The organism is Paenibacillus sanguinis 2301083 = DSM 16941 (genome assembly GCF_000374825.1).
Taxonomy (GTDB): domain Bacteria; phylum Bacillota; class Bacilli; order Paenibacillales; family Paenibacillaceae; genus Fontibacillus; species Fontibacillus sanguinis.
In genome coordinates, this window is record NZ_KB895377.1 from 481,450 (window position 1) to 499,840 (window position 18,391).

Annotated in this window: 16 protein-coding genes; 15 read left to right on the forward strand and 1 reads right to left on the reverse strand. The window is 49.4% G+C overall.

Features of this window, described 5'->3' with window-relative positions; translation table 11 throughout:
- The first annotated feature begins 28 nt into the window (after positions 1-28).
- On the forward strand, positions 29-781 hold the full coding sequence (locus C557_RS0105810) for a hypothetical protein (protein ID WP_018750899.1): 753 nt from the start codon (positions 29-31) through the stop codon (positions 779-781).
- On the opposite strand, the gene C557_RS0105815 is transcribed toward C557_RS0105810, so the two are convergent.
- A complete protein-coding gene (locus tag C557_RS0105815; RefSeq protein ID WP_026263323.1) occupies positions 768-2,372 on the reverse strand; it encodes a YifB family Mg chelatase-like AAA ATPase in 1,605 nt (534 codons plus the stop codon). The two genes, C557_RS0105810 and C557_RS0105815, sit on opposite strands and share 14 nt — an antisense overlap.
- 541 nt (positions 2,373-2,913) lie before the next feature.
- Between C557_RS0105815 and sucC the strand changes: the two genes are divergently transcribed.
- From sucC to fliI, 14 genes are all read left to right on the forward strand, one after another.
- Entirely contained in the window at positions 2,914-4,074 is a 1,161-nt protein-coding gene (sucC, locus tag C557_RS0105820) for an ADP-forming succinate--CoA ligase subunit beta (RefSeq protein ID WP_018750901.1), read from the forward strand.
- A gap of 36 nt (positions 4,075-4,110) precedes the next feature.
- Positions 4,111-5,040 (forward strand): succinate--CoA ligase subunit alpha, encoded by a 930-nt coding sequence (sucD, locus tag C557_RS0105825; RefSeq protein WP_018750902.1) that lies wholly within the window; start codon positions 4,111-4,113, stop codon positions 5,038-5,040.
- Between the two features lie 143 nt (positions 5,041-5,183).
- Positions 5,184-6,275: a DNA-processing protein DprA gene (gene dprA, locus C557_RS0105830; RefSeq protein WP_018750903.1), complete on the forward strand. Its 1,092-nt coding sequence runs from the start codon at positions 5,184-5,186 to the stop codon at positions 6,273-6,275.
- 89 nt (positions 6,276-6,364) lie between these two features.
- Positions 6,365-8,467 carry a type I DNA topoisomerase gene (gene topA / locus C557_RS0105835; RefSeq protein ID WP_018750904.1) on the forward strand — a complete coding sequence of 701 codons (2,103 nt, stop codon included), beginning with the start codon at positions 6,365-6,367 and terminating at the stop codon, positions 8,465-8,467.
- Positions 8,468-8,534: 67 nt separating this feature from the next.
- Complete coding sequence (gene trmFO, locus C557_RS0105840) at positions 8,535-9,857, forward strand: FADH(2)-oxidizing methylenetetrahydrofolate--tRNA-(uracil(54)-C(5))-methyltransferase TrmFO (protein WP_018750905.1); 1,323 nt, start codon at positions 8,535-8,537, stop codon at positions 9,855-9,857.
- Positions 9,858-9,955: 98 nt separating this feature from the next.
- The gene (gene hslV / locus C557_RS0105845) at positions 9,956-10,498 is read left to right on the forward strand and encodes an ATP-dependent protease subunit HslV (protein ID WP_018750906.1); all 543 of its coding nucleotides are present in this window, start codon (positions 9,956-9,958) and stop codon (positions 10,496-10,498) included.
- Positions 10,499-10,532: 34 nt separating this feature from the next.
- Positions 10,533-11,942 carry an ATP-dependent protease ATPase subunit HslU gene (gene hslU / locus C557_RS0105850; protein ID WP_018750907.1) on the forward strand — a complete coding sequence of 470 codons (1,410 nt, stop codon included), beginning with the start codon at positions 10,533-10,535 and terminating at the stop codon, positions 11,940-11,942.
- Positions 11,943-12,360: 418 nt separating this feature from the next.
- A complete protein-coding gene (flgB, locus tag C557_RS0105855; protein WP_018750908.1) occupies positions 12,361-12,768 on the forward strand; it encodes a flagellar basal body rod protein FlgB in 408 nt (135 codons plus the stop codon).
- Positions 12,769-12,774: 6 nt separating this feature from the next.
- Positions 12,775-13,227 carry a flagellar basal body rod protein FlgC gene (gene flgC / locus C557_RS0105860; RefSeq protein ID WP_018750909.1) on the forward strand — a complete coding sequence of 151 codons (453 nt, stop codon included), beginning with the start codon at positions 12,775-12,777 and terminating at the stop codon, positions 13,225-13,227.
- 42 nt (positions 13,228-13,269) lie between these two features.
- The gene (gene fliE, locus C557_RS0105865) at positions 13,270-13,581 is read left to right on the forward strand and encodes a flagellar hook-basal body complex protein FliE (RefSeq protein ID WP_018750910.1); all 312 of its coding nucleotides are present in this window, start codon (positions 13,270-13,272) and stop codon (positions 13,579-13,581) included.
- Between the two features lie 31 nt (positions 13,582-13,612).
- Positions 13,613-15,196 carry a flagellar basal-body MS-ring/collar protein FliF gene (gene fliF / locus C557_RS0105870; RefSeq protein ID WP_018750911.1) on the forward strand — a complete coding sequence of 528 codons (1,584 nt, stop codon included), beginning with the start codon at positions 13,613-13,615 and terminating at the stop codon, positions 15,194-15,196.
- Between the two features lie 11 nt (positions 15,197-15,207).
- A complete protein-coding gene (fliG, locus tag C557_RS0105875; RefSeq protein ID WP_018750912.1) occupies positions 15,208-16,224 on the forward strand; it encodes a flagellar motor switch protein FliG in 1,017 nt (338 codons plus the stop codon).
- Entirely contained in the window at positions 16,217-17,083 is an 867-nt protein-coding gene (locus C557_RS0105880; protein ID WP_018750913.1) for a FliH/SctL family protein, read from the forward strand. Before fliG ends, C557_RS0105880 begins: the two co-directional genes overlap by 8 nt.
- The gene (gene fliI, locus C557_RS0105885) at positions 17,067-18,383 is read left to right on the forward strand and encodes a flagellar protein export ATPase FliI (RefSeq protein ID WP_018750914.1); all 1,317 of its coding nucleotides are present in this window, start codon (positions 17,067-17,069) and stop codon (positions 18,381-18,383) included. Before C557_RS0105880 ends, fliI begins: the two co-directional genes overlap by 17 nt.
- Positions 18,384-18,391 lie beyond the last annotated feature (8 nt).

Genomic DNA, 18,391 nt, shown 5'->3' on the forward strand with positions numbered 1-18,391 from the left:
TAATACCGGAGAGGGGAATATTCAAGAGATGAACGGAGAGATGTATCAAATCAGCAGTCTTGTAGCCAGCACGAAGCAAGCGTTGAGACAGAAGAGCAAAATTAAATACAAGATGCCCTCCTACGAGCTTGCTGTGACCTTCGATGCTCTGGACATGGATAAACCGGAGAGAAGTTCGTTCAAAAACGTGGAGGAATGGTATAAACAAGCCCTTAAACGCAAGCTTACTGATGTTAAATTTTTGACTCCTGCCGAGGTGAAGGACAGACACCTGCTTGCTTTTGCTGGCGCACGCCGTAATCTGCTGACTTGCTTTTACGAGGATGGAGAAGTCACGTATTCGCTGCCCAAATGGACATTCAATACCCGGAAAAAGGGTTGGGATATCCATTACGTAGAGCATCGCTGGGAGAACCCGCCCCAAGAGAAGCCTGTTTTTCCCGATAACACAGAGGAATTCGCCAAGGTGCTTGATGAAATTGCCAAGCTGGCCGACGATATTGAGTGTGATAACTTCGCTCATTTGTTCCGTCAAGCAGGGCTGGTGTTGGCGGGGGAGACATCCAAAGCCTCCGGTATGGAAATCCCCTTGCCCGAGAAGCATCTGAACATGTTTCATGCGGCCAGCTCGGCAGATGTCTTTGGCGGCATGGGCTCCTGGAATGATTCCCCCTGGGGAATGGCTCGGGAGAAGGATTTATCCGAGAAATACGAAGAGCTATCCTCGGAATTATATAAACAGATTGTAGGGGCTGTGTTGTTCGCCGTTAATGAGTGGTGAGCCGGTCGAACTGACGATATTGAATCGCCTCTGCGATATGCTCAGCCCGGATCTGTTCTTGTCCGTCCAGATCGGTGATGGTCCGGGCCAGCTTAATGATGCGGTCGCAGGCCCGCAGACTAAGCCCCAAAGACTCGAAACCCGCTTGCAGCAGCTTGGCGGCATCCTGCTCCAGTGGGGCAAACCTCTTGAGCAGGCTCCCTGAAAGCTCGCTATTTCGGGAAATTGAAGTGCCTTTGTATCGCTGGCGCTGAATTTGTTCTGCGCTCAGCACCTGCTTTTGCATATCAGCCGAACTCAGGGGCTGGGTATCCTCCTGCCATTGCTGTGGTCTTGGCACTTCCACCTGCATATCGATACGGTCCAGAAGTGGGCCTGAGAGCTTCTCCCGGTACTGAGCGATACGCCAAGGTGTGCAACTGCAAGCTGGCAGGGGCGGCTCGGAGCCAAAAAATCCGCACGGGCAAGGATTTAAGGAACCCGCAAGTAAAAAATGGGCGGGGAAGGTAAAGGCGGCACGCGAGCGGCTAATCGTAACCTTGCGTTCCTCCAGCGGTTGACGCAGCACTTCCAGCACTTGCCTGGAGAATTCGGGCAGCTCGTCGAGGAAGAGGATGCCGTGATGAGCCAGGCTTACCTCGCCAGGCTTGGGAATGCTCCCGCCTCCAATCAGGCCACCTGATGAAATCGTGTGATGTGGTGAGCGAAAAGGCCGGACGGAGATCAAGCCTTGCCCATGAGGGTTCAGCTTGCCCGCTGAACTGTATATTCTGGTGACCTCCAGCGATTCCGCCGGGCTCAGAGGTGGAAGGATGGAGGGAAGCCGCTGAATAAGCATCGTCTTGCCCGTCCCCGGTGGGCCAATCAGCACAATATTGTGAAAGCCTGCGGCGGCAATGGTTAACGCACGTTTGATATGGCGCTGGCCTACGACATCGCTATAATCCAGCGGTGGCGGCAAAGAAATAGAGGGGCTGGAGCTTACCTTGGATTCAATCTCAAGGTGCTTTAGCGTTTCCAGGACTAGGGGCTGCCTCTCTCCTTGCCGGGGAGGACGGCCTCTAGTTATTTTTTTCCCGCTGCAACAATCAGTCTCAGGGTCCAATTCATTTAAATGCGAGATGGCATACACTCGAATTCCTTCCAGTAACAGGGCCTCCTCGGCATTGGCGCGTGGAAGCAGAACGGAGTGGAAGCCCTCCCTCCGTGCCCGGTCTACCATCGATAAGACGCCTGGCACCGGACGAAGCTTGCCATCGAGCGACAGCTCGCCAATAATCAAGATACGATCCTCTGCGGGCAGTCTTACTTGATCGCTTGCCGTAAGCAGGGCGAGGGCAATGGCTAGGTCAAAGGCTGCCCCTTCCTTTCTTAAATCCGCAGGAGCCAGGTTAATAGTTACTCGTTGGAGAGGAAAACGGTATCCGCAGTTCTTAATTGCTGCCCGGACCCGATCCACTGCCTCGCGAACAGCAGAGTCAGGCAATCCTACGATTTGCGTTTGAGGGATGCCACTGGACAAATCCACTTCAACCTCAATCACAACTCCATCAATTCCGTAAAGGCATGCACTATGCAATTTCCCATACATCGCAAAAAGCACCTCTTTCCACAAATTACAGCACAAGTACACCGCAAATACTTGGGCTGACATGGAATAAGGTGCCTCCTTAATTTCCTGTTCAATTAATTAGTATTTTAGAGAGCTATGGAAACAATGTCAAGTTATCACAATAACTTGCATAGACTATTCAGCTACGCAGTGATTCCGATCAAAACAACGTAGTATATCACATAAATAGCAGATTCAATACGAAAAAGGAGCATTTTATTATTCATCTCGCATCGAGATATTTTGTCATTTTTTGTATGAATGGGTGTGGAACTCGTATCGGTCATCCATGCTCTATATTATAGGTTATACCAAGACTTAAAAGCGCTTGCATGAAATAAAAAAGGAGAGAGTAACTCCTGTTTATTCATGGATTAATTCATCTCAATATGAGATGAAAACCATATAAAAAAGTTGTGTATAAATAGTGAACTTTTTAAGGTAAGCGTTTTAAATAAATGGTACAATGATCTCGATTTGAACTCTCTAATACCGCCTGTTGATAGGAGGATTTTTACCCATGAATATCCATGAATATCAAGGAAAAGAAGTCCTGAAGCAATACGGCGTGGCCGTTCCTGAGGGAAGAGTGGCCTTTACGGTGGATGAAGCCGTGGAGGCGGCGGTAGCGCTAGGGACTCCGGTTGTGGTCGTCAAGGCCCAGATTCATGCTGGAGGACGAGGCAAGGCTGGAGGAGTGAAGGTGGCCAAGGGCCTGGAGGAAGTTCGAGCGTATGCCAGTGAACTGCTTGGAAAGGTATTGGTTACGCATCAGACGGGTCCAGAGGGCAAAGAAATCAAGCGTCTGCTCATCGAGCAAGGATGTGATATTAAAAAGGAGTATTACGTGGGGGCAGTCGCCGATCGGGGAACCGGCCGGGTAACGATGATGGCGTCAGAAGAAGGCGGTACGGAGATTGAAGAGGTGGCCGCGTCCTCGCCGGAAAAAATCTTCAAGGAAGTCATTGACCCGGCCATTGGCTTACAACCTTATCAGGCTCGGCGCCTGGCTTACAACATTCGTATTCCGTCCGAACTGGTTGGCAAAACAGTACAATTTATGCTTGCTCTCTATGAGGCTTTTGTCGATAAGGATTGCTCTATTGCGGAGATTAATCCGCTCGTCGTAACAGGCGATGGAAATGTGCTGGCGCTGGATGCGAAGCTGAACTTTGATTCCAATGCGTTGTTCCGTCAGAAGGACATCTTGTCCCTGCGGGATTTGACCGAAGAGGATGAGAAGGAGATTGAGGCCTCCAAATTTGATTTAAGCTATATCTCGCTGGATGGCAATATCGGCTGTATGGTGAATGGAGCTGGCCTGGCTATGGCGACGATGGATATCATTAAATACTATGGCGGGGATCCCGCCAACTTCCTGGATGTAGGGGGCGGAGCCACGGCGGAGAAGGTAACCGAGGCCTTCAAGATCATTTTGTCCGATGCCCAGGTGAAGGGGATTTTCGTGAACATATTTGGCGGCATCATGAGATGTGATGTTATTGCTTCGGGGATCGTGGAAGCCGCGCGCCAAGTCGAATTGAACCGTCCGCTGGTTGTGCGTCTGGAAGGGACGAATGTGGAACTCGGCAAGCAGATTTTAGCCGACTCCGGCCTGCCTATTGTGGCTGCCGGCTCGATGGCGGATGGTGCCCAGAAAATAGTTGCGCTTGTATCCTAAAGTCATTCACCTATCCATGAAGGGGAGGCTCGAAATATGAGTATTTTGGTCGATAAACATACGAAGGTCATTACCCAAGGAATTACGGGCAAAACGGCATTGTTTCATGCCAAAGGAGCCTTGGATTACGGCACACAGATGGTTGGCGGAACCTCGCCAGGCAAAGGTGGCACCCGGGTTGATATTACACTGGAGACGGGCAGGGTGGTTAGCCTGCCGGTGTTCAATACGGTACTGGAAGCCAAGGAAGCTACGGGTGCGACGGCGAGTGTGATATATGTACCTCCTGCTTTTGCCGCGGACTCCATCCTGGAGGCGATAGAAGCGGAAATGGATCTTGTCATTTGTATCACGGAAGGTATTCCGGTGCTCGATATGGTCAAGGTCAAGCGTTATATGGAAGGAAAAAATACAGTCCTGATCGGCCCCAATTGTCCAGGCATCATCACTCCCGGAGAATGCAAGATTGGCATCATGCCAGGTTACATTCATCTTCCGGGCCATATTGGTGTCGTATCGCGCAGCGGTACGCTAACCTATGAAGCGGTTCATCAATTGACCACTCGCGGCATTGGGCAATCCTCAGCCGTTGGTATTGGCGGGGACCCGGTCAAAGGCTCTGAATTCATTGATATTTTGCGTCGCTTCAATGAGGATGAGGATACTCATGCGGTCATTATGATTGGCGAAATTGGCGGCACGGCAGAGGAAGAGGCTGCCGAATGGATCGAGCAGAACATGACGAAGCCGGTTGTGGGCTTTATTGGCGGCGTAACAGCGCCACCCGGGAAGCGGATGGGTCATGCCGGCGCCATTATATCCGGAGGCAAGGGGACGGCCAAGGAGAAAATCGCCAAGCTTACGGCTTGCGGGATTAAGGTGGCCCCTACTCCTTCAGAAATGGGAGCAACCCTGGTTAGCGTTTTAGAGGAACGGGGTCTCCTAAATCTTTGCACAACACACTAAGCTTTGCTATAATGCAAGAAAAATGTCTCTTAGAGGGGTAGTTCGAGAATTTAATACCTCTTCATGCAAGGTAAGCAACCTTCTACGCCTACGGGCAGAGGGTTGCTTTTTGTTGTTTTAAGAGACGAAGACGGGGGAAGTATATGGAGAAAAAATGGATTCTGGCAGGGCTGCACGCCTTTCCTGGTATTGGTTTTGCTACCTTGCAGCGCATCATCCATCATCCCTCCGGGGAATGGGAGCATGCCTTGCATTTTAGCTCTTCCGACTGGCTGGAGCGTGGACTGGATTTGGAGCTGGCTTTGAAGTTGTCCAGCGAGTGGTCAGAGGGCTGGATTGAAGCATGGAGGGAGCGGCTTGAACATAAGGATATTGAAGTCGTCACGGGGCTTGATCCGGAATACCCCTTACTAATGAAGGAAACGATACGCCCTCCGTGGGTACTCTATGCCAGAGGAGAGTCGAAGCTGCTAAACAGTCTGTCCATAGCCCTGGTGGGTACGCGTGTGCCAACCGCTTATGGAAGGAAGGTTGCGTCCATGCTCACGGAGGAACTGGCATCACGGGGAATTACCATTGTCAGCGGGTTGGCCCGGGGAATCGACGGCATCTGCCATGAAGCGGCTTTACTGGCCGCTGGTCCAACCATCGCTGTGCTGGGCACGGCCATTGATGTACCTTACCCTTCGGAGCACACGTCATTGTATCGGAGAATTGTAGAACAGGGTCTGGTGGTCTCCGAATATCCTCCTGGAACGCCAGGACACCCGGGAATGTTCCCGCAGCGCAACCGAATTATCGCCGGAATCTCGCGGGGAACGGTGGTGGTCGAAGCAGATGCGCGAAGTGGATCACTGATTACGGCCGATATAGCCTTGGAGGCTAATCGCGATGTATTTGCTGTACCGGGTCCAATTACTTCACCCAAAAGTCGAGGGACATTGGCATTGCTTAAACAAGGAGCCAAAATAGTGACGGATGCCGGTGACATTTTGGAGGATTACGAATCGTATTTGCCGTCTTTGGAAGAGTCTGTAAGGGAAGCGGTAACAGAAAACGAGTTGACAGATGAGGAGCGCCGCATATACCATATGTTGGAGCAGGGAACGCTGGGTTTTGATGAATTGCTCATGCGGACCGGGTGGGATTTTGGACTTTTGCATTCAGTTCTGTTATCTTTAATCATGAAAAAAACGGTGGTACAGTTACCCGGTGCCGTTTATCAGCTAATATAGTCCATTCCTATCTGAGAGTGGCCACATATATGACTATATGCGTATCATCTAATTAGAAGCTTTGCATTGTTTGAGAGGAGGACGAACCTGTGGCGGATTCACTCGTCATCGTGGAGTCGCCTGCAAAGGCGAAAACGATTGGCAAATACCTAGGCAGCAAATTCATCGTGAAGGCCTCAATGGGGCATGTTCGCGATTTGCCCAAAAGCCAGATTGGCGTTGAAGTAGAAAACAACTTCAGTCCGAAGTATATTACGATCCGTGGGAAGGGTTCCGTATTAAAGGAATTAAAAGATGCCAGCAAAAAAGTGAAGAAAATCTATCTGGCGGCTGACCCCGATCGTGAAGGGGAAGCTATAGCCTGGCATCTGGCCCATGCCCTGGACATGGATAAAACGGAAACATGCCGTGTTGTATTTAATGAAATTACCAAGCAAGCTGTTAAGGATGCCTTCAAAACACCACGCAAGATCAACATGGACCTGGTCAACGCCCAGCAGGCGAGACGCATTCTAGACCGTCTTGTGGGTTATAAAATCAGCCCGCTGTTATGGAAAAAGGTTAAGAAGGGCTTGTCCGCCGGACGGGTACAGTCCGTAGCGGTTAAAATTATTCTGGACCGTGAAAATGAGATATCCGCTTTTGTTCCGGAGGAATACTGGAGTATTACGGCCAAGCTGAAGACGGGAGACACCTCCTTTGAAGCGAAGTTTCATCAGTTCCATGGTCAGAAGCTGGAACTGAAGAGTGAAGAGCAAGTCAAGGAGATTCTGAGCGCTATTGAGAAAGCCAAATTCAGCGTAGCTGATGTGAAGGAAAAAGAACGCCTTCGTCACCCGGCCGCTCCTTTTACCACGAGTTCTCTCCAACAGGAGGCTGCGCGTAAGCTCAATTTCCGTGCAGCCAAGACGATGTCCGTAGCTCAGCAACTGTATGAAGGGGTGGATCTCGGCAAAGAGGGCACCGTCGGTTTGATTACCTATATGCGTACTGACTCCACGCGAATCGCTGCGTCAGCCCAGGAAGAGGCGAAGGAATATATTCTCGGGAAATATGGAGAGGCCTATGCACCTGAGACGCCACGTCAGTATATGAAGAAGGCTGCCGGGGCTCAGGATGCCCACGAAGCTATCCGTCCAACTTCGGCGTTACGTGATCCCGAATCCGTGAAGGAATTCACGACCCGCGATCAGTACCGCTTGTACAAGTTAGTGTGGGATCGCTTTATGGCTAGCCAAATGTCCTCCGCTGTGCTGGATACGATGTCTGTGGACATTGCCGCTGGCGAAGCTACATTTCGTGCAGTAGGCTCAAAGATTCGTTTCGCGGGCTTCATGAAGGTTTATGTAGAGGGCAATGATGATGGGAAAGCCAATGAAGACGATAAATTCCTGCCGCCGTTGAAAACGGGGGATAAGCTTAAGAAGGATGCTATCGAACCCAAGCAGCATTTCACGCAGCCTCCTCCGCGCTATACCGAGGCTCGTCTGGTTAAAACCCTGGAGGAGCTTGGTATCGGGCGTCCGAGTACTTACGCGCCAACACTGGAGACGATTCAGAAACGCGGCTACGTGGCCATTGAAGATAAAAAATTTATGCCTACCGAGCTAGGAGAACTGGTTATCGAGCAGATGGAGCAGTTTTTCCCTGAGATTCTGAATGTGGAATTTACGGCTCATATGGAGGAAGACCTTGACCATGTGGAAGAAGGGTCCGAGGATTGGGTCCGGGTGCTTGGGGAGTTCTATGAATCCTTCGAGAAGCGCCTTCAAGTGGCTGAGGAAGAGATGAAAGAAATCGAAATCGAGGATGAAGTATCCGACGAGATCTGCGAGAAGTGCGGCAAGCCCATGGTTTACAAGCTGGGGCGCTTTGGCAAGTTTCTGGCTTGTTCAGGGTTTCCGGATTGCCGGAATACCAAGCCTATAGTGAAGGATATCGGGGTACCTTGCCCGACTTGCAAAGAAGGACATGTGGTAGAACGTCGTAGCAAGAAGGGGAGGGTCTTCTATGGTTGCGACCGTTATCCGGAATGCGACTTCGTATCCTGGGATAGACCTTCACCGAAGCCATGCCCTAAATGCAGCTCCTTGATGATTGAGAAGCGTAACAAACAGGGAGTTAAACTGCGTTGTACGGCTTGCGATTATGTGGAAGAAGTCGAAGAGAATGATGATGGTGCAGATGAGTAAATCCCGGAGAGCGCAGATGCGCTTGGGCAGCTTAGAGCTACATCATGGGTAGTAGGGAGGATTAAAGTTGACAACTCAAGATAAGGTAACCGTGATCGGGGCGGGTTTGGCCGGTAGTGAGGCGGCCTGGCAAATTGCCCGTCGCGGCATCCCTGTTGTGCTGTACGAGATGCGCCCCGTCGTCAAGACCCCGGCCCATCATACCGATCAGTTTGCTGAACTGGTATGCAGCAACTCGCTGCGAGCCAATGGGTTAACCAATGCGGTTGGTGTTCTGAAGGAAGAGATGCGGCGGCTTGATTCTCTGGTGCTGGGAGCGGCGGATCGTCATGCGGTCCCTGCTGGGGGAGCGCTTGCCGTTGACCGGGATGGGTTCTCGGGGGAGATAACCCGCACTTTGCGTGAGCATCCGCTGATTGAGGTGCGGAATGAAGAGATCACCGAAATTCCGCAGGAAGGCATTGTTGTGATTGCCACAGGTCCACTGACGTCTCCGGCTTTAGGAGAGCAAATTCGGAGGTTGACCGGTGAGGACTATTTTTATTTCTATGATGCGGCCGCTCCTATCGTGGAGAAGGAATCGATTGATATGACCAAGGTATATCTGGCATCGCGTTATGATAAGGGGGAAGCGGCTTATCTGAATTGTCCGATGACAGAGGAGGAATTTGATGCCTTTTATGATGCTTTGATTACGGCAGAGGTCGCCGAATTGAAGGAGTTTGAGAAAGAGATCTATTTTGAAGGCTGCATGCCGATTGAGATTATGATGCGCCGCGGGAAGCAGACGGCGTTATTTGGTCCCATGAAGCCTGTCGGACTGATGAATCCTCATACAGGCAAGCTTCCTCATGCAGTAGTTCAACTGCGTCAGGACAATGCCGCGGGTACTCTATACAATCTGGTGGGCTTCCAGACTCATCTGAAATGGGGAGAGCAAAAGCGTGTCTTCTCCATGATTCCGGGACTGGAAAAAGCGGAATTTGTGCGTTATGGAGTTATGCATCGCAATACGTTTATCAATTCCCCCAAGCTCTTGTCGTCGACCTATCAGCTTAAAGCGCGTCCAACCTTGTTTTTTGCGGGCCAAATGACTGGCGTGGAGGGTTATGTGGAATCCGCGGCATCGGGCCTGATTGCGGGCATCAACGCAGCTAGAGCCGCCATCGGGACAGAGGGCATCGTCTTCCCGGAAGATACAACGCTGGGGAGCATGGCTCGCTATATAACAACGGCTGATTTCGAACATTTTCAGCCGATGAATGCCAACTTTGGACTTTTTCCGCAGCTGGATACCCGTTACCGCAAAAAAGCAGAAAAAAACGAAGCACACGCCAAGCGTGCGCTGCAAAGCTTAACATCCTTTATCACACAAGAACGGCTGGATTAACAACCGTTCTTTTTTGCAATCTATAAGGCAAACAGGTTATGCTGACATTAAGGTATTTCATAACATAGAATGAGCAATGAGGAAAGGAAGGCATAGCCATGGAGATGACTTTTCACGCCACAACGATTTGTGCTGTTCGTCATAACGGCCAGGGAGCGATAGCTGGAGACGGGCAGGTCACATTTGGACAAAATGTAATTATGAAGCAGACGGCCAAGAAGGTGCGCCGCTTGTATCGGGGTCAGGTCATTGCCGGATTTGCCGGATCGGTTGCTGATGCCATTACGTTGTTCGAGAAATTTGAAGGCAAGCTGGAAGAGCATCACGGTAATTTGCAAAGGGCTGCGGTGGAACTAGCCAAAGATTGGCGGCAAGACCGCGTATTGCGCAAATTAGAGGCTCTTATGATTGTTATGGATAAGACCGGCATGTTATTGATTTCCGGCAACGGAGAGATTATTGAGCCGGACGATGAGATTCTTGCGATTGGCTCTGGCGGGAATTTTGCTCTCTCGGCCGCTCGCGCGCTGAAGCGCCATGCCGGAAGCATGAATGCAAAGGATATGGCGCGCGCCTCGCTGGAGGTAGCTTCGGAGATTTGCGTATACACCAACGGGAACATTATTGTCGAAGAATTATGATCTCAGGTATGAACATAGTTTGGAGGGACGTAAAATGGCAAATCAGAATTTAACGCCAAGACAAATCGTTGCAGAGCTTGATAAATATATCGTGGGACAAAAACAGGCCAAGAAATCGGTTGCGGTCGCTTTGCGTAATCGTTACCGTCGTAGCCTGCTTCATGAAGAAGTGCAGGATGAGATCGTGCCCAAGAATATTCTGATGATTGGCCCAACCGGGGTAGGTAAAACGGAGATTGCCCGCAGGCTTGCGAAATTGGTCGGCGCGCCGTTTATCAAGGTGGAGGCAACCAAATTCACGGAGGTCGGGTATGTGGGCCGTGACGTGGAATCTATGGTCCGTGATCTTATCGAAACGGCGATACGTACCGTTAAGCTGGAGCGTACGGAGAAGGTAAAGGATAAAGCGGAAGAGCTGGCTAACGAGCGTTTGGTCCATATTCTCGTTCCCTCTGAGAATAAAGCCAAAGGCGGGCGTAATCCTTTCGAAATGCTGTTTGGGGGAGGAGGAAATACCAACGAGACTCCGGTGCAAGAAGCGAGCAAGGAGGATGCCGACTTGACTGAACGCCGTCGTCAGCTGCGGTTCAAGCTGCTATCCGGCCAGTTGGAGAACGACATCGTAGAAGTAGAGGTGGAGGATAACACCCCGACTATGATGGATATGTTTGCTGGCCAGGGTAACGACCAGATGGGTATGAACATGCAGGAAATGTTCGGCAATCTCCTGCCCAAACGAACCAAAAAAAGAAAATTGACGGTCAAGGAAGCTCGTAAGGTATTGACCCAAGAGGAAGCCTCCAAATTAATCGATCAGGATGATCTGGTTCAAGAGGCGGTGACCCGCGCTGAGCAGACCGGCATTATCTTTATTGACGAGATCGATAAGGTAGCCAGCCGCAGTGGCCAGGGTGGAGGTCCTGATGTTTCGCGTGAGGGGGTCCAAAGGGACATTTTACCTATTGTTGAGGGATCGACCATTATGACCAAATACGGCCCGATCAAAACGGATTATATTTTGTTCATCGCAGCAGGGGCCTTCCACATTGCCAAGCCTTCTGATCTGATTCCTGAACTTCAGGGGCGGTTTCCAATTCGTGTGGAGCTTAGCAGCCTTACCCTGGAGGATTTTGTCTCCATTCTGACGGAACCGCAGAATGCGTTAACCAAGCAATATGTAGAACTGCTGCGTACAGAGGATTTGGAAATCGAGTTCTCTGCGGAAGCCATACAGGAAATCGCCCGCATCGCGGCTGCGGTTAATGCTAATACAGAGAACATTGGAGCTCGGAGATTGCATACTATTTTGGAGAAGCTTCTGGAGGATCTTTCCTTTGAAGCTCCGGAGCTAACCCTTGATAAAATGATAATCACCCCGGAATACGTGAAAGAAAAATTGGGAAATATTGCCCAGGATCGTGACCTTAGTCAGTTTATCTTGTAGCTAAGTTGAACAATTTTGAGTAGGACCTGAGATGATTTTCACAAATTGTTAACAAAGGACCATTTTGCCGGATACAGGCAGATGGTCCTTTGTTTGCCTGACAAAATCTACTAAATGATGATCTGAAGCATTTACATTTATATTGAAAAAATACCATTATTATATAATTTAATGAATTTATTACATGTAAAATTGGAAAGATAGGGCTTTTTTCTTATTGTAATAATGTCGAATCTCCGTGAAACTTAGGATATATGACATTATTAGTCGTTATTAGTCGTTTTTTCGACTAGGACGTAAGAAAGAGATAAAGAAAGACAATGATTAGCAAAATAATGTCGAAAAAAAGAGGATTTACGCGCTGTTTGTTGAATAATGAAAATTAAGGAAAGCTGATAAAGCAGGGGAGGGAAATAAAGTGCAGTTGTTGAACGGAGTAGGGTTCGACAGACTGGAAACAGCCGTTCAGGCCGCGAATCTTCGGCAGGGGGTTATTTCCAACAATATTGCAAATGTAGATACTCCCTACTTCAAACGCTCGAATGTAGCTTTTGAAAATATGCTGCAAGCGGAGATGAAAGATGGAGTACCCGATTTGCAAGGAAAAAGAACTAATTCCAGGCATTTTGTTATAGGCCCAACGGACGGAGTCCCTGAGCCTTTAGTGACAACGGATGAGAACACGGTTATGAATAACAACCTGAACAACGTAGATATCGATAGTGAAATGACGCAGCTTGCCAACAATCAACTGCGTTATAACGCCTATATCGAGCAAATGAACTATCTCATTAAAATGAAACGAACTGCTGTAGAAGGGAGATAATAGACATTGAAGATCAGCGACAGTTTTAGTATCAACTCTTCGGCTTTAACCGCACAACGTCTTCGTATGGACGTTATTTCCTCGAACATCGCCAATGCTGAAACGACTCGATCCAGAATCGAGGATGGCAAGGCTGTTCCTTACCGCCGCAAAACCGTCGTCATGGCTCCTAAAGAACTTGATTTTAATAGTGCTCTCGACTCAGCGATGGGAAAGGGGGCAGTTGGTCAAGGGGTCAAAATCACCAAAATTCAGGAGGATGAGGCTCCATTCAAACCGGTCTACAATCCGACTCATCCTGATGCAGATAATGAAGGTTATGTATATATGCCTAATGTAGACATTTTGAAAGAGATGGTGGACATGATCTCGGCGACTCGTTCCTATGAGGCCAATGTGACCGCACTCAATGCAAGTAAAGCAATGATTACTAAAGCGTTGCAAATCGGCAAGTCGTAGCATAGATGAAAGATAACTTATAACTAGTAGTTGGGAGTGTTGATGTTGATTGAGAGAATGAGCTTTGATGCCGTGAAACCATTGGCCGGAACACAACTGACCAGCCAGACGCAATCACAGACTCCTGCAGAATCGATGAAGCAGTTCGGTTCCTTCCTGAATGAAGCTATTGAAGGGATTGCTGCTCAGGAAGTCAATGCACAGCAAGTGAACAGTCAGTTCCTCTTGGGCAAAGTGAACGCCGATGAAATGATGATCGCCTCGGAGCAAGCTTTGTTAAGTTTGCAATTGACTACGCAAGTCCGCAATAAAGTGATAGAAGCTTATCAAGAGATTATGCGTACGCAAATTTAATGCTCGAACATGCTTCGGATGAGGTGACATTGTGAATGAGAGAATTACACAGTATCGGGATCGTTTAACCGGATACTGGAACCAATTCAGTCAAAAACAAAAAATACTACTGATCTCAACGATTGCTTTTATTCTGTTAGCCATTATTTTGCTGACAATCCAATTCTCCAAGACAGAGTATGAGGTAGCCTTCACGAATCTGGATGCTACCGATGCAGCGGGAATCATCACTCACTTGGAATCAGCCGGCATTCCTTATCAGCTTGGACCTGACGGCTCCACAATCTCAGTGCCCAGCAAGGATGCTGCTCGTGTGAAGGTGGATGTTGGGTCGCAAGGGATCGTGCAGAACGGTTCCATCGGCTTGGAATCGTTTAACCAAGGCTCCTCTTTAATCGGGATGACTGATAACGAGTTCAACGTTAAGTACAAGAGCGCGCTGAACGGTGAAGTGGAGCAGCTCCTTAAACGGATGCAAGGTATTAACGATGCCAAGGTACTCATTAACCTGCCGGCGGAAAATGTATTCGCCAGTGCGGAAGAGCAGCAGAAGGCAACAGCTTCCATCGTGTTGTCGTTCAAGCCGGGATATCGTCCTAATCAAGATGCTATTGATGGATATTTTAATCTGGTCAAGACATCTGTGCCCAACTTGCCAACAGAGAACATTTCCTTATCGGCCAGCGATGACACCGTGCTCCTTCCAAGCGGGGAAGGCGGATCAACGGGTTCGCTTACGACGGCGGTTCAGGAGAACATGGCGCTGCAGAAGAAATTTGAAAGCGATGTGCGTCAAAGCGTAAAACAATTTTTATCCAAGCTGACCGGTCCCGATAAAATTGAGGTATTGGTGGCTTCCAAACTCAACTTTGACCAGATCAGTCAAAAAGATAACCTCGTTACTCCTGTGGATACGGAGAGCATGAAAGGGATTGAAATCAGCGCTCAACGGATTCAAAAAAGCTATACGGGTGCAAGTCCAGATAGTGGCGTGCCCGGAACAGGGCAAGAGGATGTCGTTAATTATCCTTCGGCAGAAGAAAGTGGGGGATCGTCGTCAGAAGAAAGCTCGTCGACGATTAACTATGAAGTCAACAGAATTACCAAGGATATTATCGCCAGTCCTTATGTTATTAAAGATTTAACCATCAACGTTGCTGTTGAACCACCTGAAGGTCAAGAAACTTTGGATCAGAATACCCGTACTTCGATTGAAAATATTCTATCCAATATTGTCGGATCCTACTTGGCGGATTCAGGTACTACTTATACAGACGATGAATTGAAGGGAAAAGTTTCGGTATTGTCCCAACCTTTTCACTCGGAAGGCGAACAAAAGGCTGGTTTAAGCTTATCCAGTCCATGGGTATGGGGCGCTGGTGCAGCAGCATTGCTGGCTTTGACCGCTCTCGGTATCGTATTGTTCCGTCGCCGCAGAAAGCCAGATGCGGAGGCAGAGGAAGAAATTCCATTGCCGCTCGCTCCGGAGTTTCCATCAATTAATTTGGATACAGTCACGAATGAGAACCAAGTGCGCAAACAATTGGAAACACTGGCCCAGAAGAAGCCGGATGAGTTCGTTAACTTGCTTCGCACCTGGCTGGCTGACGAATAGGGGTGAACGCATTGTCAAAAACAGCGAGCCCGGTTTTAAGCGGGAAACAAAAAGCCGCAATATTGCTGATTACATTGGGTCCGGAAGTATCGGCTCAAATTTTCAAACATTTGCGGGATGATGAAATTGAACAATTAACCCTGGAAATTGCCAATGTCCGTACAGTTGATGGCGCGGAAAAAGACATGATTATGGCGGAATTCCATCAAATTTGTCTGGCACAGGAATATATCAGCCAAGGCGGCATCAACTATGCGAGGGAAATTTTGGAGAAGGCGCTTGGTCAATCCAAAGCCGTCGATATCATTAATCGTTTGACGGCCACTTTGCAGGTTCGACCCTTTGATTTTGCTAGAAAGGCTGATCCCAGCCAGATTTTGAACTTTATTCAGAATGAAAATGCCCAAACGATTGCCTTGGTTCTCTCTTATTTGCAATTTGAACAAGCTGCGGCTATTCTCTCCTCGCTTCCTCAGGAGAAGCAGGCAGAGGTGGCCAGAAGGATTGCGGTGATGGACAGCACTTCTCCTGAGGTCATTTCTCAAGTAGAACGAGTGCTGGAGCAAAAATTGTCCGCAACGGTCACGCAGGATTACACGAGCGCGGGCGGCATCGAATCGATCGTACAAATTTTGAACGGGGTAGACCGGGGGACAGAGAGAACGATTCTGGATTCCTTGGAGGTTCAAGATCCGGAATTGGCAGAAGAGATCAAGAAACGGATGTTTGTGTTCGAAGACATTGTCAATATCGACAATCGTTCGATCCAACGCATTATTCGCGATCTGGAAAATGCCGATTTGCAGCTTGCTCTCAAAGTGGCCAGCGAAGAGGTCAGAGAAGCGGTATTCCGCAATATGTCCAAACGGATGTCCGAGACATTCAAGGAAGAAATGGAGTATATGGGGCCAGTGCGGTTGCGTGATGTTGAGGAAGCTCAAACACGTATCGTAGCTACCATCCGCAGATTGGAAGAATCGGGTGAAATTATTATTGCCCGTGGCGGAGGAGATGACATCGTTGTCTAATCTGATCAAGGTGTCGCAGTATGTTCCTGTAGAAATATTGAAGCAACTAGATTTAGCCAAGTCTTATGCTGCTCCTGCGGCGGAGGAAACAGTAGCTTCTCCCGCCGAACCGGAACTGGTCAAGGAAGCTGTTCCTTCTCCGGAAGATATTGAGGCAGAACGAGCCAGGCGGCAGATGCTGAGTGATGCCAAGGAGTTTGCGGAACAGCAGGTCAGGGAGGCTTCGGACAAAGCTGAACAGTTACTGGCCGAGGCCAAGGAGCAGATTGAGCTTTGGTGGCAAGAGCGTCGTGAGCAAGACGAGGATATGATTGAGGCTCTGAAGGCTGAGGGCTTCAATCAAGGTTATGAGGAAGGCAAGGCTCAAGCCGAGGGAGCGATGCGATCTCGGGTTGAGGAAACGATGCGTGAAGCCAGCGAAGTCCTGGAGCATGCCTATGATGAGAAAAATCGTATTATTCAGGAAGCAGAACCGTTTTTGGTAGACTTAAGCTGCGCTATTGCCGAGAAAATTATCGACAAACAGTTGTCTCTCGAGCCGGACTACACGCTGGAGCTAATCCGAAAGAGTTTGTCCCGCAAGAAAGAGCAGGGAGTCATTACGTTGTGTGTATCCCCTGGATACTTCGCGTTTGTACAAGCCGCACGTGAGGAATTAACCTTGGCCATCGACTCCCAAGCGGAACTGCAAATTCTTCCGGACCCTACGGTGAAGGATCGGGGTTGTGTCATCCGCTCATCGTTTGGAAGTGTGGATGCACGGATCGATACTCAACTGGCGGAGATTAAAAAAGAGTTGCTTCGCATTTCGTTGCAGTCGGAGGATCGGGGGCAAGGGAACGATGAGCATGAACGTTGAACGTTATATTGATCATCTCAAGCAGCTTGATCCGGTAAGAGTTAACGGCAAAGTTACGCAAGTGATTGGACTGATGGTCGAATCCGAAGGTCCGGATGCCAGCATAGGCGAGCTGTGCTACATATACCCCAGTAAAGCTTCACAGCCGTTGCAAGCCGAGGTTGTTGGTTTTCGTGATAATAAGGTGCTGCTGATGCCACTGGGGGAACTACAGGCGATTGGTCCAGGCTGTGATGTTGTCGGTACAGGCAAGCCGCTTACGATACAAGTTGGTTCTGAACTGCTTGGCAAAGTGCTCGATGGCTTAGGCCAACCTTTGGATGGGTCGCTGCTGCCGTCGAGAATGAGTCACCATTCGACCTACAGTAAGCCGGTTAATCCGTTAAATCGCCCCCGTGTGCGTGAACCTATCAGTATTGGTGTGCGAGCTATCGATGGCCTGCTGACGATCGGCAAGGGACAGCGTGTAGGGATATTCGCCGGCTCTGGTGTCGGAAAGAGTACCCTGATGGGGATGATTGCCCGCAACACGGCGGCAGATGTCAATGTCATCGCTTTGGTCGGGGAACGCGGACGCGAAGTGCTGGACTTTATTGAGCGGGATCTGGGTCCCGAAGGGCTGGAACGCTCGGTCGTCATTGTCGCTACCTCCGACCAGCCAGCCTTGATACGTATGAAAGGTGCCCTGATTGCAACGAGCATTGCTGAATATTTTCGTGATCGCGGTTTGAACGTCATGTTGATGATGGACTCTGTTACCCGTTACGCCATGGCGCTTCGTGAAGTGGGACTGGCCGTTGGGGAACCCCCGGCTATGCGTGGATACACCCCATCGGTGTTTGCGGCGTTGCCTAAGCTGATGGAGCGGGCGGGCACAGGCCCGTCGGGATCGATCACCGCCTTCTATACCGTCCTCGTAGACGGCGATGATATGAATGAGCCGATTGCCGATGCGGTACGCGGGATTCTGGATGGACATATTGTGCTTAACCGAAACATTGCCAATAAAGGTCATTTTCCCGCAATTGATATTCTGGCCAGTATTAGTCGGGTTATGAAGGATATTGTGACCGATGAGCAAAATGCAGCTGCCGAGAACTTGAAGAGGCTGATGGCGGTGTATAAGGATTCCGAGGATTTGATTAATATTGGAGCGTATCAGTCCGGGTCCAATGCAGATATTGATGAAGCGATTGGGTACATCCAGAGCATTTGGGCGTTCACAAGGCAGAAGGTGGATGAGAAGGTAACGCTTGCCGAAGTACAGGAACGTTTAATTTCTGAATTTGCAAGGAGATGACCCCTAAA

Excerpts from the sequence above, each read along its gene's own strand:
- C557_RS0105810 (WP_018750899.1), top strand. The coding sequence starts at position 29 with ATGAACGGAGAGATGTATCAAATCAGCAGTCTTGTAGCCAGCACGAAG.
- C557_RS0105815 (WP_026263323.1), bottom strand. The coding sequence starts at position 2,372 with ATGTATGGGAAATTGCATAGTGCATGCCTTTACGGAATTGATGGAGTT.
- sucC (WP_018750901.1), top strand. The coding sequence starts at position 2,914 with ATGAATATCCATGAATATCAAGGAAAAGAAGTCCTGAAGCAATACGGC.
- sucD (WP_018750902.1), top strand. The coding sequence starts at position 4,111 with ATGAGTATTTTGGTCGATAAACATACGAAGGTCATTACCCAAGGAATT.
- dprA (WP_018750903.1), top strand. The coding sequence starts at position 5,184 with ATGGAGAAAAAATGGATTCTGGCAGGGCTGCACGCCTTTCCTGGTATT.
- hslV (WP_018750906.1), top strand. The coding sequence starts at position 9,956 with ATGGAGATGACTTTTCACGCCACAACGATTTGTGCTGTTCGTCATAAC.
- hslU (WP_018750907.1), top strand. The coding sequence starts at position 10,533 with ATGGCAAATCAGAATTTAACGCCAAGACAAATCGTTGCAGAGCTTGAT.
- fliE (WP_018750910.1), top strand. The coding sequence starts at position 13,270 with ATGTTGATTGAGAGAATGAGCTTTGATGCCGTGAAACCATTGGCCGGA.
- fliI (WP_018750914.1), top strand. The coding sequence starts at position 17,067 with ATGAGCATGAACGTTGAACGTTATATTGATCATCTCAAGCAGCTTGAT.